The sequence below is a fragment of the Deltaproteobacteria bacterium genome (assembly GCA_009692615.1).
In the GTDB taxonomy this organism is placed as follows: Bacteria; Desulfobacterota; Binatia; order UBA9968; family UBA9968; genus DP-20.
Window position 1 is genome coordinate 1 of the sequence record SHYW01000126.1, and the last position, 14,747, is coordinate 14,747.

The 14,747-nt window shown below is 56.7% G+C and carries 15 protein-coding genes and 2 pseudogenes; 11 read left to right on the top strand and 6 right to left on the bottom strand.

What is annotated here, in order from left to right:
* Positions 1–231 precede the first annotated feature (231 nt).
* A complete protein-coding gene (locus tag EXR70_21940; protein ID MSP41158.1) occupies positions 232–1,236 on the top strand; it encodes an ABC transporter substrate-binding protein in 1,005 nt (334 codons plus the stop codon).
* Positions 1,237–1,394: 158 nt separating this feature from the next.
* On the opposite strand, the gene EXR70_21945 is transcribed toward EXR70_21940, so the two are convergent.
* Together EXR70_21945 and EXR70_21950 are read right to left on the bottom strand one after the other, a co-directional pair.
* The gene (locus tag EXR70_21945; GenBank protein MSP41159.1) at positions 1,395–2,039 is read right to left on the bottom strand and encodes a hypothetical protein; all 645 of its coding nucleotides are present in this window, start codon (positions 2,037–2,039) and stop codon (positions 1,395–1,397) included.
* Entirely contained in the window at positions 2,023–2,541 is a 519-nt protein-coding gene (locus tag EXR70_21950) for a hypothetical protein (protein ID MSP41160.1), read from the bottom strand. The genes EXR70_21945 and EXR70_21950 overlap by 17 nt, the downstream gene beginning before the upstream one ends.
* Before the next feature lie 174 nt (positions 2,542–2,715).
* Between EXR70_21950 and EXR70_21955 the strand changes: the two genes are divergently transcribed.
* The 3 genes and pseudogenes from EXR70_21955 (at position 2,716) to EXR70_21965 (ending at position 4,829) form a co-directional block, all read left to right on the top strand.
* Positions 2,716–2,955 (top strand): hypothetical protein, encoded by a 240-nt coding sequence (locus EXR70_21955; GenBank protein MSP41161.1) that lies wholly within the window; start codon positions 2,716–2,718, stop codon positions 2,953–2,955.
* A gap of 299 nt (positions 2,956–3,254) precedes the next feature.
* Positions 3,255–4,139, top strand: a complete 885-nt coding sequence (locus EXR70_21960; GenBank protein ID MSP41162.1) for a phosphate starvation-inducible protein PhoH — start codon at positions 3,255–3,257, stop codon at positions 4,137–4,139.
* 6 nt (positions 4,140–4,145) lie between these two features.
* A pseudogene (locus EXR70_21965) lies at positions 4,146–4,829 on the top strand (HAMP domain-containing protein).
* Here EXR70_21965 and EXR70_21970 read toward each other — a convergent pair.
* Positions 4,767–4,979: a hypothetical protein gene (locus EXR70_21970; protein ID MSP41163.1), complete on the bottom strand. Its 213-nt coding sequence runs from the start codon at positions 4,977–4,979 to the stop codon at positions 4,767–4,769. The pseudogene EXR70_21965 and the gene EXR70_21970 sit on opposite strands and share 63 nt — an antisense overlap.
* Positions 4,980–5,024: 45 nt before the next feature.
* Here EXR70_21970 and EXR70_21975 point away from each other — a divergent pair.
* A pseudogene (locus tag EXR70_21975) lies at positions 5,025–5,624 on the top strand (hybrid sensor histidine kinase/response regulator).
* Between the two features lie 166 nt (positions 5,625–5,790).
* Positions 5,791–6,513: a TrkA family potassium uptake protein gene (locus EXR70_21980; protein MSP41164.1), complete on the top strand. Its 723-nt coding sequence runs from the start codon at positions 5,791–5,793 to the stop codon at positions 6,511–6,513.
* Positions 6,514–6,934: 421 nt separating this feature from the next.
* On the opposite strand, the gene EXR70_21985 is transcribed toward EXR70_21980, so the two are convergent.
* Both EXR70_21985 and EXR70_21990 read right to left on the bottom strand, forming a co-directional pair.
* The gene (locus EXR70_21985) at positions 6,935–8,023 is read right to left on the bottom strand and encodes a hypothetical protein (protein MSP41165.1); all 1,089 of its coding nucleotides are present in this window, start codon (positions 8,021–8,023) and stop codon (positions 6,935–6,937) included.
* Between the two features lies 1 nt (position 8,024).
* Positions 8,025–8,714 (bottom strand): cysteine hydrolase, encoded by a 690-nt coding sequence (locus EXR70_21990; protein MSP41166.1) that lies wholly within the window; start codon positions 8,712–8,714, stop codon positions 8,025–8,027.
* A 48-nt stretch (positions 8,715–8,762) separates the two neighbouring features.
* Between EXR70_21990 and EXR70_21995 the strand changes: the two genes are divergently transcribed.
* Both EXR70_21995 and EXR70_22000 read left to right on the top strand, forming a co-directional pair.
* Entirely contained in the window at positions 8,763–9,218 is a 456-nt protein-coding gene (locus EXR70_21995; protein MSP41167.1) for a hypothetical protein, read from the top strand.
* Entirely contained in the window at positions 9,098–9,730 is a 633-nt protein-coding gene (locus EXR70_22000) for an ABC transporter substrate-binding protein (GenBank protein MSP41168.1), read from the top strand. Before EXR70_21995 ends, EXR70_22000 begins: the two co-directional genes overlap by 121 nt.
* 127 nt (positions 9,731–9,857) lie before the next feature.
* On the opposite strand, the gene EXR70_22005 is transcribed toward EXR70_22000, so the two are convergent.
* Complete coding sequence (locus EXR70_22005; GenBank protein MSP41169.1) at positions 9,858–10,754, bottom strand: TAXI family TRAP transporter solute-binding subunit; 897 nt, start codon at positions 10,752–10,754, stop codon at positions 9,858–9,860.
* 139 nt (positions 10,755–10,893) lie between these two features.
* Between EXR70_22005 and EXR70_22010 the strand changes: the two genes are divergently transcribed.
* The 3 genes from EXR70_22010 to EXR70_22020 all read left to right on the top strand — a co-directional run bounded on the left by EXR70_22010 (position 10,894) and on the right by EXR70_22020 (position 14,085).
* On the top strand, positions 10,894–11,544 hold the full coding sequence (locus EXR70_22010; GenBank protein ID MSP41170.1) for a CBS domain-containing protein: 651 nt from the start codon (positions 10,894–10,896) through the stop codon (positions 11,542–11,544).
* Between the two features lie 285 nt (positions 11,545–11,829).
* Complete coding sequence (locus tag EXR70_22015) at positions 11,830–12,948, top strand: hypothetical protein (GenBank protein ID MSP41171.1); 1,119 nt, start codon at positions 11,830–11,832, stop codon at positions 12,946–12,948.
* Positions 12,949–13,077: 129 nt separating this feature from the next.
* Positions 13,078–14,085: an extracellular solute-binding protein gene (locus EXR70_22020; protein ID MSP41172.1), complete on the top strand. Its 1,008-nt coding sequence runs from the start codon at positions 13,078–13,080 to the stop codon at positions 14,083–14,085.
* Positions 14,086–14,747: the final 662 nt, after the last annotated feature.

Genomic DNA, 14,747 nt, shown 5'->3' on the forward strand with positions numbered 1-14,747 from the left:
GTGCGGCCTCAACCACGGTGATCTCGCTGCGATATACTCGTTGAATTACGTCTAGTCGTTTCTCGTCTTTCATTGTCAGGGTTGTCATCCTTCCACCCTGACATAATTACGTTGCCGTTAACCCCTGACATAATCACTTTGCTGCAACAATAAGAATTTAATTAATTGACCCGCGCCGCGTAAATCGGCTATCTCTGGCAAATGATCGGCGAGTTTTAACGGAGGTGAGCCATGGTGCGCAATCGATTGCTATTAGCGGTCGGTGTCATTAGTTCTTTCAGCGCGAGTTTACCGGCCGGTGCCGCCGAGCAATCTGCGCTGCGCAAAATTCGCGTCGCCATCACTTCCATCTCCGGCTCCATGGTTCCACCCTGGGCGGCGAACGAAGCCGGCATCTTCAAAAAATACGGTCTGCAAGTCGAAGTCATCGCCACGCCGAGCGGCATCCAAGGCACCAATGCGTTGATCGCCAACGAGGTTTCTTTTCTGCAGATCGCCGGCAGCACCACCACCGGCGCCGCCGTTGGCGGCGCCGATTTAAAAATCGTCGCGACCATGACCGCAACGTTGGTTTTGAACTTGGCGGTGCGGCCGGAAATAGAGAAGCCCGAACAGCTGCGCGGCAAGAGCATCGGCATCAGCCGCTTCGGAACGTCGCTCCACAGCGGCGCGCGCTTGGCGGCGAAACATTATGGTCTGGAACCGGGAAGAGACGTGAACATCGTCGAGATCGGCGCCGGCGATTGGATCGTCGGCGCCATGCAGGGAAATCGCGTGCAGGCCGGCGTGTTCGGCTATCCGGTCACCAGCCGGGCGGTCAAGCTCGGCAACCGCGTGATGCTGCATCTGCCGTCGCTCAACATTCCCTACGCCTCCACTGGCGTCTCCACCCGCGGCGACATCATCCGCGACGATCCAGATCTGGTGCGCCGCTATCTGTCGGCGCAGATCGAAGCGATCGCGCTGATGAAACGCGACCGGCCCTTCGCCATGAAAGTTTTGTCGAAGTACTTGCGCACCAACGATATGGACCTGCTCAATGAGTCCTACGATATTCAGATCGCCAAATACATGCAGAAAACGCCGCTGCCAACCGCTGAAGCTGTGCGATCAGTTCTTGAAGAACTGACAGACCGAAATCCCAAGGCCAAAGACCTCGACCCCAATAAATTCTTCGACGACCGCTTCGTGCGCCAGTTGCAGGCGGGAGATTTTATCGAGGCGCTGTATCGGTAAATGTGGGAAGGGCAACCACGGGGGTTGCCCCTACAAGTCCGATTTCTTTTTTGCGTTCTTTGCGGTTAACACTCCGAATCCGAAAGGGCCGGTCACGACCGGCCCCTACTCTGCGATCTCTGTGGTGAGTTCCGATCTTCTCTTAAGCCCGAGGCCGCTCAGTTAAGCGTTACGTAACGCTCTAAGCGCGCCACTTCTTTCTTGTCCACATATTTGCCGATCTCTTTGCGGAACTGTTCGATGTTGGCGTAAGGCCGGTACTCTTTGAACTCGCGCAGCATGCGCTTGCCGGCGCCGGGAATCGACAAAATATCTTCGTCGCTGGCGGAATTCAGCGCCACCGGCACGAACACATACTGTTCCAGACGGGCGATTTCTTTGCCATCGACATACTTACCGATCTCCTTGCGAAACTGGCCAAGATTTTTGTACGGCCGATACTCGCGAAATTCGCGCACCATGCGGCTGCCGGTACCGGGAATCAGCAGGATTTCTTCGTTGCTGGCGCTGTTGAGATTGATCTGCACGAACACTCTAGTATAAAGCTCGGCCAGTTGATCCTTGTTCAAACTCTTCGCCAACAGCACGTGTAAATCCGTCATCTGCAGAAACGGCCGCTGCTCCAAGATACTTTTGACAATTGCCGCATTCATATGCGGCAGCGCGAGCAAATCTTTCTCGCTGGCCAAATCGGGATTGACCAACTGGGACGTACCGACTTGGCTTCGACCGAAGCCGACGAAACTACCCATCAGCACCAAGGCCGTGATGAGCAGGATCGCGAATCTATTTTTTTGCAGCATACGATTCTCCTTGTTGTTGCGCTCGCCGGGGAAATTTATACAGGTACGCCAAGCCGATCAAGCCCAGCTGAATCATCGCGCCGGGCGCCAACAGCGGCGGCGCCTTGGCGCGAATCGCTTCCCAAAACAGCGCCCAACCGCGCAGCGATGGATTACCTTCTAGTTTGAATTCTGCGGCGCCCTGAAAGTGAAAATAAATCCCCACCGCGCCGCTGGCGATGAACGCGGCCATCAGCCAGCGCAGAAACCGCGTGCTGACACGATCGCCGCGCCAGTAGTGCCAAACGATGGCGGGCACCGCCGCGCCGAGCAGGACCAGCGGAATCCACTGGCGGATTTCTTCCGTGTGCTTGAGCAAGATCAGTTCCACCCCGCTGCCGATCATTCCCAACAGCAACGCGGCGAAAAGAATTTTTCTGACTACCGCGAAAACCGGATCGTTATGGTTGGACTTAACCTTCATATCGTCAGCTTTTTCGTTCGATGCCGTTGTTAATGGCATTACTTCACATTCCCAAAGCCAATAAAAAATCAGCCGCCGATTCTACAAATTCGGAAGCGGTGCGGCAAAATCACCGGCTTTGCCTGGCGTTTCACTGGCCCGCGCTTGGCCCGCCGCTTGCGGAACGTCATAGACGATAAACAAATCATAAATCTTTTCATTTAGGAGGAAACCATGAACCGACATCTTTTCCAAGGCATCGTCGCCGGAACACTGTTCGCTATACCGATCGTCTGGATCGCCGCCATGGATGCCATTGCCGAGGGTAATGCCCTAGCGATTCTTGCCTGCACGGTGTTCGGCGTCGCCGCCGGCCTGTGCATCGGCAGCTTGATCGCCGCCAACTTCGCCATGCTCGCTCTTGAAGAAAAAGAGCCTGAGGTTGTGCACCATCGAGTCGACGCCCACGCGTGAGCGGCATTATCTGTCCTATCCCTGCCGTCACTTATTAGGCCGTGCGTTGTCGCTCGGGCTTGCTGGGTAGTGTTGTCATGAGCTTGCCACTGTCAGCGTACTCGGCAGCCGTCTGGCAGTTTGGGGTCCGCAACGGATGTGTTTAGCTACCTGGGGGATAATCCCTAGCTCCCATGCCGCAGACCCGCCCCGCTTCCGTGCTGATTCACCGCAAACCAATTTTGCCAATTTACCCAGTCATTCCATTGGTTATTCCAAGCGGATGATTTTCCTTGTCAGTTCACTCTCAGTACTCGATAATGTGGCTTTGGAAAGAGGTACCCATGACCACCAAATCGATCCGTCTGAACAGTCTAATCTTCCTGCTGGCAGCAATGCTGGCGAGCGCCACCGGAGCCTTGGCCCAGATCAACGAAGCGCCATTTATCTTGGGTGTGTTGCCCAACGTCAGCGCGCGGGTGATCTTTGCCAATTATCAGCCGGCGCATAGCTATTTCGAACGCGAACTCAAGCGCAAGGTCGAGATCGCCACGGCGCCGGATTTTTGCCTTTTTCATGAGGCGACCCTGCGCGGCGATTATCATATGGTAGTCACCGCGGCCAACTTGGGACGGGTCGCGCAACTGGATGGCAAATGGGAACCCGTCGCCATTTACGAGCCGGCGATTCCAGCGCTTCTGGTCACCGACGCCGGCAATAGCAGCGCCGCGGTGGAGCAGTTGCGCGGTAAAACGTTGGCGGTCGCCAACCCTCAGTCGCTGGTGGTGTTGAGAGGCCTGCAATGGCTGCGCGAGCAAGGCTTGCAAGAGGGACGCGACTTTAAAATGGCGCGGGCCAGTAACGACGACAGCTTAGGGGCGATGATCCGCTCAGGCGAGGCGCCGATGGCGATGATGAGCATGGGCGAATTCCGCCAAATCGCCGAGGAGGTTCGCAAATCTTTAAAGATCGCGACCGAGATTGCCAAGGTGCCGGGCTTTCTCGTGATCGTTAACCCCAAACTCGACAGCGCGGAAAAACGCCGGCTCCAGGCGCAAGTGCTGCGGCTGCCGCAGGATGCCGACGGTAAGAAGTTTTTTTCTCTATCTGGCGTCAACAACATCCGCGAAGTAAGCCGGGGCGAACTCGAATCCCTCGATCCGTTCGTCGCTCCGACCCGTGCTGGACTAGCGGCCGCCAAGTAGCGGCTCATGTGGCAACGGCTGAGCTTTCGCACCAAGCTGGTGCTCGCTGGCGAGTTGGTGCTGCTGACGGCGATTGTTCTGTTGACCTGGAACAGCGTCGATCTCATCGATAGCCATATCCTCGGTCAATTTCAGAGCCGCGCTAAACAAGACCAACCGATGTTCAACGCCGCCCTAGCGGGGCCGATGGCGCAACGCGACTACGCCACCGTGCAGGCGATCCTGCGGGAATCCCGCGCCGCGCAGGGGTTCAGTTATTTAATCGTTTACGACAACGCCCGGCGCGTGCTGGCCCATGAGGGCTGGCAACCCGCCGAGCCGATGCCCGACGCCGCCGCGCCCCAACCTTCGGTCAGCGCCGATGGCACCAAGCGGTTTGATTTCGACATGCCGCTTACTTTGGCAGGACAGCCCCTCGGCCATCTGAAATATGGGCTCGCGGCCACGGCCATCGACGAGGCACGCGCGCATCTGCTGACCCGTACCATCGCTTTCGGCAGCGTCGGGCTGATCCTGTTTTCACTTCTGTTAGCCGCGGTCGCTTACTATCTCACCAAACCGCTTGCCCAACTGACCGCGGCGAGCCGGCAAATTCACGCCGGCAACTACGATGTCCAGTTAATTTCATCAGGGAAAGACGATATCGGCGCGCTCACCGAGGACTTTCGCGACATGGCCGCCGAGATCAAACGGCGCGTCGACGAGTTGACCGAAAGCGAGGCGCTCCAGCGGCGCTACCTGGCGCAAGCGGAACTGCGCCAAGCTGAACTTGAAGTGGCGCGCCAGCGGGCCGAGGTCGCGCACCAAGCGAAATCCAATTTCCTCGCCAACATGAGCCATGAGATTCGCACGCCGATGAACGGCGTGGTCGGCATGACCGACTTACTGTTTCGTACGCGCCTCAACCCGGTGCAACAGGAGTATGTCGAAACCATTCGCTTGAGCGGCGAAAGTTTACTCACCGTGATCAACGACATTCTAGATTTTTCTAAAATCGAGTCGGGCAACCTGGAACTGGAAGCGCATCCCTTCGAGCCAGCGCGCTGCATCGAAGAGGTTTTCACCATCGTCGGCACCGCGGCGCAACAAAAAAACCTCGACCTGCTCTACCAAGTCGACGATGACGTGCCCGCTTGCCTGGTCGCCGACGCCACGCGGCTGCGCCAGATCCTCGTCAATCTGGTCGGCAACGCCATCAAGTTCACCGCCACCGGTGATATCTTCATCCACGTAGCCCGGCGTGACCGCAGCAGGAATGGTGCAATGATCGAGTTTTCGGTGCGCGACACCGGCATCGGCATCGCGGCGGAAAAGCAACAGGAGCTGTTTCAACCGTTTTTTCAGGCCGACGCCAGCACCGCTCGGCGCTACGGCGGCACGGGTCTGGGCTTGGCGATTAGTAAGAACCTGGCGACGATGATGGGCGGCACCATCGGCGTCGAAAGCACGCCGGGTGCAGGCTCGACATTTCGTTTTACCATTCAGTCTGCATTGGCGCCCGTGCGGCCCACGAGTCTGGCAGCCACCGCAAAGGTTTCTTTCCACGGCAAACGGGCATTACTCGTCGATGACAACCCAACCGCCTTGGAAATACTGAGCAACTGGTGCCGCCGTTGGGGCTTGGACTGCGCAGCAGCCGCCGGCGCCGGAGATGCGCCTCGAACCGGGTGGCATTTTGATTTTGCTCGGCAACGACGCGAGCATTCAGAATTTCATGACTCTGTGCGCCGGCACCCGCCATCTGCGTCGCGAAGGAGCATTTCTAATCGCCGGCGGCGGCGAAGTCGGCCGCAAGGTCGCCGAGCTTTTGACCGATGCCGGCGAAGAGACATTTATCATCGACGCTCACCCTGGCCCCGGCGTGAACCTCGTCGGCAACGTCGTCGACACGCAGATTCTCAAACAAGCCGGAGTTGCGAACGTGCAAGCGGTGATCCTCGCGCTCAGCGCCGACTCGACGACCTTGTTCAGCACCGTCATCGTCAAAGACCTGGCGCCCGACGTGCCGGTGATCGCGCGCGTCAACCGCGCCGAAAACATCGAAAGAATTTACGCCGCCGGCGCCGACTTCGCGCTGTTGATCAGCCAAGTGTCGGGGCAGCTACTCGCCTGGCGCTTGCTCGGCAAAGAATCGGTCGCCGTCGATCCCGAACTGCGCGTGGTCAAAGTATCGACCCGCGGCCTGGAAAAGTTTCATCCCAAGCACAGCGACCTGCGCGACCAAACCGGCTGCACCGTGGTCGCCGTCGAACGGGGCGAAGAGTTGCTGGTGGAATTTCCCGCGGAATTCAAATTCGCCGCCAACGACGCCGTCTACATTTGCGGCAGCGCCGAAGCCGCGCAAAAATTCTACCAACTGTTTCCGCAGGAATAGGATCGGATGGTTTAACCGCACCCTTCGACGGTACTCAGGGCGATCGGGACGCAAAGTACGCATAGAAAGAAGATTCGGATTCGGATACTCCTCTCGCAGAGACGCAAAAGCACTAAGTTCGGAAGAACAAATAACAGTTCTCAAACCATTTCACTTGCTCTTATCCGACCTTGGCGTCTTTGCAGGAGATATTCCGAGAATGACCGGTGCGCGAAGCGCACCCTACGAAAACCTTCGTGCCCTTCGTACTACTATCCATGATAATTTTCGTGCCTTGCGCAAACTTTCTATGTAGCCGATCCGAAGGGCGACCAGCCGGTCGCCCCTACATCCCTTTTGTGGCCTTTGCGTTCTTTGCGGCCAATCTTCTTTGGTTGCTGCTTTGCCGCGATAGGCCCTTGGTGATTACTTCCTCCGAGACTCAACTCCCCGGCGACAACATCGGCCGCAGCTTCTCTTTCAACTTGGCCGGCATCGACAGGCCGTCGACGATCATGCCGTGCAGTTGCGCACCGGAGATCGGACCGAGGGACAACTTGATTTTCTCGGCCTCGGCGAGAAATTCCGGATCGCGTAGCGCTCTATGGAATGCCTCTTCCAACCCTCGCACGCGTGCCGGCGGCACACCCGGCGGCAGCGCGTAGGGACGCGCGTAGCTATTCGGTTTGATTAGGCCCATTCTAAACAACTGCTTTTCGTCCTCATTGCGCGCGAACCGATAGATCGACGGAACATTTTTCTGCGGCAAATCAGTCAGCGGCTCCTCGACCCACTGCGAGAGAATCTGCCACTCGCCGGTTTCGAACTCTTTAAAATTAGTCACCCGCAGCGATTCCCAGCCGGTCACCACGCTATCCACTTCGCCGGACTTCATCGCCAGCCGAATTTCCGCGGTGCCTTTGAAGCCGTTGACGACTTTCACGTTCGCGCCGAAGACTTCGCGCATCAGCATGGCGGCATGTTGAATCCCGGTATTCGGCACGGCGCCAATCACAACTTGTTTACCACCGGAAATAAAGTCTTCCATCTTGTTGATGCCCGGCTTCTTGGTCACCACCATGATATACTTAAAAAAATCCGGCGCGCCGATGTAGTTGAACTTGGCGAGATCGAACTGCACCGACCTCGAGCCATAAATTTGCGACGGCACGATGCCGCCGTCAAAGCTATTGATCAGAGTGCCATCCTTCGGCGCCTGGTTGTAAGTGTAGTTGGCCGAGATCATCGTGCCGGCGCCGGGCATATTGTTGACGAGAATATTCGGGTTGCCCGGAATATATTTGCCCAAGTGACGCGAAAGCACGCGCGCGTAGGTGTCAAAGCCGCCGCCCGCCGAGTGGCCGACGAGAAGCGTCACCGTCTTGCCTCGATAAAAGTTGGCGACCGCCGTTTCGTCGTAACCGGCTTCGCCGCCGATCGCCGCGCGGCCGATTGTCCCGATCGTCATAACGGCGATCAACGTCGCTGCAATTCGTTTCATGACATTCTCCGAACTTCGCTCTCGCGGCATCCTATACCGACAATTTCTCGATCAAGTTTTGCGAATCCATCACCACGCCGAAGTGCTTGTCGAAATTGCTCAGCGTCGCCTCCTGCTCTTGCGGCGAGAACGAAGCGTTGCAGTCCGACAGGAACAACACTTTGAAGTCGCGCATCGCGCCATCGCGCGCCGTGCTATCGCAGCAGACATTGGTCGCCACACCGGCGATCGCGATCGTATCGCGCCCGAGGGCGCGCAGCAAGTTTTCCAGTTGCGTGCCGTAGAAACCGCTGTAGCGGAATTTCTTGACGAGAATATCGTCCGCGCTTGGCTTCACCGGTTCATAAATCTCCGCTCCCGGACTGCCCTCGAAGTTGCTCCACTCATCGTCCGCGTCGTGGGTCTGCGGCTTGATGTCGGCGAAGATCCCGACGTCGGCCAAGTCTTTGCGCTTGGTGGTGTGAAGATAGACGACGGGAATTTTCTCGCCATGGCAGAAATCCAGCAGCCTACGAATCTTTGGGACAATGTCCTCCGACGACGGCAAATAGCGCGCGCCCCGCGGGTGTACCCAGATGTTTTGCATGTCGACGACGATCAGCGCGGTATTCTGGTTCGTGATCGGCCAGCGATCCGCCGGCCGAGATTGCGTCCTATTCATTGAGCGCCTCCTCGAATGGATGACTGATAATACGGCCGTCACGCCAATGTCAATGAACATCGGCTCAAGATTGGCGTCGGTAACAAGCCCTGCTATACAAAAGCGGTCATGAAGACGAGAGCCGCCACTTGGCTATTAGCCTGGCTTCTGGTTAATCCGACCTGCTTTGCCGCTGCCCAGGAAAAGGTTCGCGTCGCGGTGTCGAATTTTTCCGCATCGTACATTCCCATCGTTCTCGCCAACAAGCGCGGCTATTACACTGAAGAAGGCATGGGCGTCGAAATTATTTTAATCGCTGGACTCTCTGGAACCCGTGCGTTGATCGGCAACAGCGTCGAGTTCGGTTCGGCGAGCAATCCCACCGCCGCGGTGCAAGGCGCCAAGTTAAAAATCCTCATGGTCTTCAACGACAAACCGCCGGGCGGCTTCATGGCCCAGCCGGGATTCAAGAGCGTCGCCGAACTACGCGGCAAACGCGTCGGCGGGTCTACCGTCGGAAGTTTAGACTACGGCTGGTTGAAAGAAGTGTTGCGAAGTTCGGCTTGCAGATCGAGAAGGACGTGAACTTCGTGCCGGTGGGCTCGACCAGCTCGCGTTACGTCGCCCTGCGCGCCGGCAGCATCGACGCGGCGTCGCTCAGTCCGCCGTCGAGTCTACTGGCGCAAGCAGCGGGCTATCCGACGCTGTTTCAATTCGCCGATCACTTGGAAGACATCCAAGCCTCCATCGTCGCCACCGACGAGCGGCTCGCGCGCCAAAGTAATTTAGTGCGCCGCTTCATGCGCGCCACGGTCAAAGGCCAGCGCTTGTATCAGGCCAATCGCCAAGAGAGCATCACCGCGGTGATGGAGTTCACCCGCCAAAAAGATCGCGACTTAATGTCGCGCGTCTACGACGACCACATGAAAACCATCGCCCGCGACGGCACCATCCCTGAACGGCTACAGCGCATCGTCATCGAACGCAGCAAGCGCTTCACCAACGTCACCCGCGAAATCCCGCCTGAAGAGATCTTCGATTTTTCCTTCCTGCGTAACGCCCAGGCGGAAGTCACCCAGAGCGGCTGGAAGCCGTAGGATACGAAAGGCTGATCTCACCACGAAGGACACGAAGAGCACGAAGGTTCGGATTCTTTTTTTGCGTACTTTGCGTTCTTTGCGGTTAAATCTCCGAATCCGAACCAAGGCCGGTCTCGACCGGCCCCTACAGATAGCCGGCCTCTTTGTACGCTCTGATCGCGCCCGGATGTAGCGGCACGGCGCCGAACTCGAAGGCGGCGGCGCCTTGGCCGCGCAGCGGTTCAAACAAATCTTTCAATCCTTTGAACAGCGGATTCATACGCGGCAGCGCATCGAAATTATCGACGATGGTTTTCGTCATATCGTAGACAACCTGCTCCGAAATTCGTTCATGTGTAACGACGACGTTGATCACGCCGACTTGGGTAATATCATCCGTGACCCCGCGGAAAGCATTTTTTTCCACCTTGACCGGGCGATAGAACGGCACGTTGGCGAGCACCTTGTCCATCTGGCCCAGGCCGAACGGTATCACCCGAATGTCGGCGCGCTGGCTCAAGTCGGTCAAGACTTTATTGGGAATCGGCGGATGAAACTGCACGTCGATCTTGCCGGCGACCAGCGCTTCGGCGCCATCGACGAAACTCATATACGCCGGCGTGAAGCTGTCGAAAGAAATTCCCAGCACATCGAAGATCGTGTGCACATGCTGCTCCATGCCGCTGCCCTTGGCGCCGACGGCGATGCGTTTGCCTTTGAAGTCCGCCACCGATTGGATCGGCGTGCCGGCAAGTTTAACCCAACACATGGGCCCGGCATTGGCCGGCGCAACCATGCGGATGGCGATATTTTTTTTGAACGGCGCGGTGGCATTTTTCGCCCGGCCGATCCAATTGGACGCCATGAAGCCGAACTCCAACTCGCCCGCGTCGAGCTGCTCGGCGTTGTGAATGCTGGCGTCGCTAGTGTGGACGACGCACTTATCCGCGTCAGCGCGCCCGCGATTATAAAGTTCCGCGAACGCCTGACCCTGTGTGTAGAATGTCCCGCCGAGTTCTGAAGTGCCGATCCGTGTCGCCATTTTTTCTGCCTCCCGTTTAGAACTGCTCTGCTACTTATCCCAACTTCGCGCCACGCTGCAAATCGCCGTTAAAGAATTCATCCGAGCCGCCGATACAATTGAAAATACATTTTGCCACGCGAAAGCCAATCGAAAATCTATGTTCGTCGAAAAATGGATGACCCCGGACCCGGTCACGGTGCGGCCTGACGATACGATCTCGTCGGTCGCGCTGGAAATGAACCAGCGAAAACTTCGCCATTTTCCGGTGTGCGAACCGACTCGCAGCGGCGCCCGCATGGTAGGCATCGTCGCCAAGTACGACATCGCCCGTGGCTTTCCCAACGATCTCAACCCATTCTCGGTCGAAGTTAGCGAGGAGTCGGTGCCCAAACCGGTGTCGAGCGTCATGACCAAGAAAGTCATTACCGTAACCCCGGACTGTCCGATCGAAGAAGCCGCCCGCTTGCTGCGTAGCAATCGGATCGGCTCGCTGCCGGTGCTGCGTGACACTCAGATGATCGGCATCATCACCGAACCTGATTTATTCGAAGCGTTCATCAGCATGACCGCGGCCAAGAGCGGCGGCACGCGGATTTTTATCGAACCCGATTTCAACGACAGTCCGGTTCCCGTCGTGTTGAATTTTTGCCGCAAGAATCGCGTCGATATACTCAGTATGATGGCTTTCCACGAAAACCGTCTGCGCTGCCGCGACATGACGATCTTCCGCTTTGACGGACGTTTGCCATCAGGATTTGTCGCGGAGATGGCCGCGCTCGGTTACCGCGTCGTCAGTGTCGGCAGCTGAACTAATTTGTTGCAAAGAAATCCACGTTCACAAGAAGACCAAAAACGGAATCTGTAGGGGCAAGGCGTGCCTTGCCCTCTCACGCGACCCGGACGAATGCCATTCCCCCCACAAACCCGCTTCCCATTTTGCGCCCTTTGCGCTTTTTGCGGTAAAATTTTCGAATCCGAATCCCCCCCACCCGCGATCTGCTTGACGCCGCGCCAGTTCCTGTAATAGCGTTCGAAGAACGGCGCGATTTCCGTTCAGCGTGCTACCAAATTTGAAAATTCAGGAGGACATTCCATGGCAATTATCGATTTAGACTCCCATTTGCGCGACGGCTGGCTGCTCGACGAAATTTATCAGCTGCCCGAGCCCTACGCGAAGTACTCGCCCAAACGGATCGGCGACGGCAAGTTTTTCTACTCGAAGTTCGAGCACAACCTATCGCCGATGGAAGATCCGGTGGCGAACGCGAATTTCAAGAAGCCGGTGACCCATCAGACTTTTTATAACCCCGAAGCCAACCAACGCGGCAATGAAGTCATGCGCTGGCAGCAGGGCGGCTACGACATGGACTATCGGATGAAAGACAACGCCCGCGAAGGCGTCGACGTGCAGTTGATGTTCCCGACCTCGATCGATATTCCGTCGCAGAATCCCGGCGAGCTGGGCGCGGTGGTGGCGCGCAGTTATAACAACTGGACGCACAAACTGGTCGCCGGCTACCGCGACAAACTATTTCCAGTGGCGATGATGCCAGCCGGCTGTCCGGAAGCGATGGCCGGCGAACTGCGCCGCTGCGTGAAAGAATTCGGCTCCAAGGCGGCCCATCTGGTCAGCTACACCGACGACAAACAGATGGAAGATCCGGCGTTCTTTCCGTTCTATGAAGCGGCGCAGGAACTCGACATCCCGCTGTTCTGCCATCCGAGCACGCTCGGCGCCGCGGGCACCTTGATCAACCGGCAGACCCACTTTTTTCCCATGCACATCCTCGGCCGGCCGTTGAATTGCGTCGCGCCGCTGGTCGCCATGGTGCTCGGCGGCGTGTTTGAAAAATATCCGCGCTTGAAAGTCGTCTTCTTCGAAGTCACCGCGGAATTCTTGGTCTACTGGATGCATCGCATGGACGACGACTACGAAGTCATCAAGGACGCCGGCATGTGCCCGCAGTTGAGCATGCTGCCGTCGGAATACGTCAAGCGCAATTGTTACATCAGCTGCGAATCGGACGAGAAGTGGCTGCCCCTGGCGCTCGCCGAAGTCGGCGAGACCCACGTCGTCATGGCGACGGATTATCCGCACTTCGACTCGACATTTCCGAAAACCGTCAGCGGTATCCGCGAGCGGCCGGACATTTCACCGAAGCAGAAAAAAATGATTCTCGAAGACAATGCACTGAACTTGATTCGTTTATAAGTAACTATGCCCCCAAGAAGAGGATTCACATTCACCACGAAGGACACGAAGAGCACGAAGTTCGGAATATTATATTTTCCAAACCTTCGTGTCCTTCGTGGTGAATAATCTTTCCCAGGAGAACTACCAATGATTCGCCGATCAGCCATGATGTTAGTCGCCGCTCTGATAGTTTCCTCACACGCCTTCGCCCAGGACGCGAAACTCATCGAAGCGGCAAAGAAGGAAGGCGGAAAAGCGGTCGCTTACGGCTCCTTGGAAAACACCGCCATCGATCCCATCATCGAAGCCTTTGAAAAAAAGACCGGGATCAAAGTGGAATACTTCCGCGCCTCGGCCACCAAGGCGATGGAACGAGCATTGACTGAGATGCGCGCCGGCAAAGCCATTTTTGACATCATGGTCAGCAACAGCGGCACCATCGAAATCATGCGCAAGGAAAATATTTTAGCCAAATACATCTCGCCTTCCGCCGCCGGCTTTCCCAAGGACGAGATCGATCCGCAACTCGGCCCGGCCTATCGGCACACGCCGATCGGCATCATCTACAATAAATCGGCGATCAGCGCCGCCGACGCGCCGAAATCCCTCGAAGACCTGCTCAACCCCAAGTATCGCGGTAAGGTCGTGATGCCGGACCCGACGCAGCACACCACAACCATGCAGTGGCTGGGGAGCCTGTATAAGATCATGGGAAAAGAAAAGGCCGATAAGTTCATTCGCGATCTCGGCGCGACCAAACCGATCTTGGTGGAGTCCTTCGCCCCGTCGGCCGAACGGGTTTCTACAGGCGAAACGCCCATCGCCATTAGCCTAGTACGTTACGTGGTCACCTTCGCCGAAACCGGCGCGCCGGTGGATTACGTCAGGATGAGCAAGATGCTCAGCACGGGACAATACTTGGCGCTCGGCAATAAAGCGCCGCATCCGAGCGCCGGCAAAGCATTCATCGACTACTTCCTCACCGCCGAGGGCATGAAGCTTCTCGCCAAGTCGGGCGAGTTCGTTACCATGAAGGGCATCCCGCAACTGCTGCCTGACGCGAATAAGATCCAACCCGTCGAAATGGACGACTTTGACCAAAAAGGCTACACCGACAAACGAGAAGAATTCAGGAAAGCATTCTTCAACAAATAGAGTTCTTCTGGGTTTAATGTGAAGAAGTCTTTACCACGAAGACCACGAAGTTTGGAATTTCAATCATTCGAATCCTTCGTGATCTTCGTACTACAAGTGATAGTTTGCGCGGCTCGCGCAAATGTCCCGGAAGTCGAAGACCCTCGGACTCGGAATTTCCTCTCGCCAAGGCGCAAAGACGCCAAGTTCGGATTCGTTGTCATTTCGACCGCCGGGAGAAATCTATCTCAGATCCCTCACATTCGCTCGTGATAATAAATTTAGTGCGGGGAATTCTCCTCACAGAAAAACTCTCCCGGTTGAGACTGATCATCTTACCCTAGCTCCCAACATCAATCCCCGGCGGGTGCAAGCCAGCGAACCGTCCATCAGTGCCGATTATGTCCATACGTCTGGTCGCAGTGGCGTTGCAATTCCTTGGGAATAAAAACCGTCTTCTCGTTGAATATTTTTTTCGCCAACGGCATCGGCTCCCGTGCCCGCGGCGCCGCGCCAAACTTTGACGCCCGTGCATTTAAGGAATCTCTGAACAAGTCATCTAGCAAGTCGTCTAATAACGAAGAGCAGAAAGACCGACAAGGTGAGGCGGGAGGAAAGAGCGTGGGGGAGCAGACAACGTTTGCGAGTTTGGCGTGGGCGAGAAAGAAAAAGCAGAGCAAGCG